Raw genomic sequence first — 1,672 nt, forward strand, 5'->3', positions numbered from 1 at the left:
TCGTCCAAAGAGGGGTTAAATTTAAACCCATGCCGCTTTAAATTTAACCGAATCGCTTTCTACTTCCCGCTGAAAAACAGCAGATTTGCCATTATGATCACGATCGCGACGGGCGCTACGAAGCGCAGTGAAAAGTACCAAATTTTAAATCCCAGCTCGCCCATATCGGCGCCGAAAAGCCCGCGCAGGCGCTGCGCATCCATCACGAAGCCTACGAAGATCGCCGAGGTTAGCGCGCCGAGGGGCAGCATGACGTTTGAGCTTACGAAGTCCAAGCAGTCAAAAAAGCTCGCGCCGAAAAGCTTAAACCTGCTCGCATAATCCGCGTGCATCGATAGCAGCGAGCATGCGCCTAGCACCGCTATGACGCACCCAGAGATGCAGACTGCGCGCAGGCGCGAAATTTTAAACCTGCCGATGAGATAGAAGACGAAAGGCTCGATCATAGAAACAGCGCTCGTGATCCCCGCGAAAAAGAGCGAGACGAAAAACGCGACTTCAAGCACCTGCCCCGCTAGCCCCATTTTTGCAAACATCGTAGTGAGCGAGACGAACACAAGCCCTGCACCCTGCGCGGGATCGGCGCGGAATTCGAAGATGAAGGTAAAGACGATGAGCCCCATCATCAGTCCGATCGCGATGTTGATAAATACGATGTTTATCGAGCTGCGTACCAGCCGCACACCCTCACTAAGCGAAGCCGCGTATGCTGCGATACAGCCAACGCCCACGCACAGGGTAAAGAGCGCGAGCCCGAGCGCGGAGAGGACGGAGCTAACGGTGATTTTGCCGAAGTCGGGGTAGAAAAGAAATTTCGCCGCCGCGCCGAAGCCCTGCATCGTGCACGCATACGCAAGCATCGCAAGTAGCAGTACGAAAAGAAGCGGCATCATCACGACGTTTAGTCGCTCGATACCGCTTTTGATGCCGCGCGCGACGACGGATAGCGTCAGCACGAGCGCAAGCGCGTAAAAGCCCAGGCTCGTGGCTAGCGAATGCGAGATGAGATCGTCAAAGACGGCGCCCGCTTCCTCGGCGGTTGCGGGCAGCGGAGAAAAGCCCAAAAATATGTAGCGGATCACCCAGCCGAGGATGACGAGGTAAAAGGACAGCACCAGCATGCCGCCCGCGATGAAAACGCCTCCTGCGCGCCATTTACGCCCGCCGCGCAGTGCCAGCGTCTCGTACGCGCTCGGCAGATCCCGCCCGCTTAGCCTGCCTAGCGCCATCTCGGCTAAGAATATGCTAAAGCCCACGCCTAGCGTGAGTGCGAGGTATAAAAGCACGAAGGCGCTGCCGCCGTTTTGACCCACGAGGGTAGGGAATTTCCATGCATTGCCAAGCCCCACCGCGCCGCCTGCGACGGCAAGTATGAAGCCGATTTTGCTAAATTTATCGTTCATTTTCGCTCCGATTTTTAAATTTTAAAGCCGCGGAATTTTAAAATTCCAAGCGTGATGTCGCGTGGGCTACCACAAAATTTTACGCGCCGTTTCCGCAGCAGATTGCATAGATCGCGTCATAAACTATCGCGGCGTCTGCGCACCGACCGCCTAGGTTTAGAATTTTAAAATTCCGCAGCGCGATTCGGCACGGCTGTGTTACGACGCCTTTGCCGCGCGCACTGATCGCCATGCAGGTTATCGCGGTCGCGCCAAAAGCTGATTGCCGT

The 1,672-nt window shown here is 55.7% G+C and carries 2 protein-coding genes; both read right to left on the reverse strand.

Annotated elements, in window-relative coordinates; translation table 11 throughout:
- Positions 1 to 59 precede the first annotated feature (59 nt).
- Positions 60 to 1,403 carry a sodium-dependent transporter gene (locus Q0256_RS08265; RefSeq protein ID WP_297962128.1) on the reverse strand — a complete coding sequence of 448 codons (1,344 nt, stop codon included), beginning with the start codon at positions 1,401 to 1,403 and terminating at the stop codon, positions 60 to 62.
- Between the two features lie 79 nt (positions 1,404 to 1,482).
- The coding region (locus tag Q0256_RS08270; protein WP_297962130.1) for a hypothetical protein at positions 1,483 to 1,672 on the reverse strand (190 nt) is incomplete at its 5' end.

It is taken from the genome of uncultured Campylobacter sp. (assembly GCF_937949835.1).
Taxonomy (GTDB): domain Bacteria; phylum Campylobacterota; class Campylobacteria; order Campylobacterales; family Campylobacteraceae; genus Campylobacter_B.

What these genes read in the sequence shown, in the direction of transcription:
- Q0256_RS08265 (WP_297962128.1), bottom strand. Translation starts at nt 1,403, where the DNA reads ATGAACGATAAATTTAGCAAAATCGGCTTCATACTTGCCGTCGCAGGC.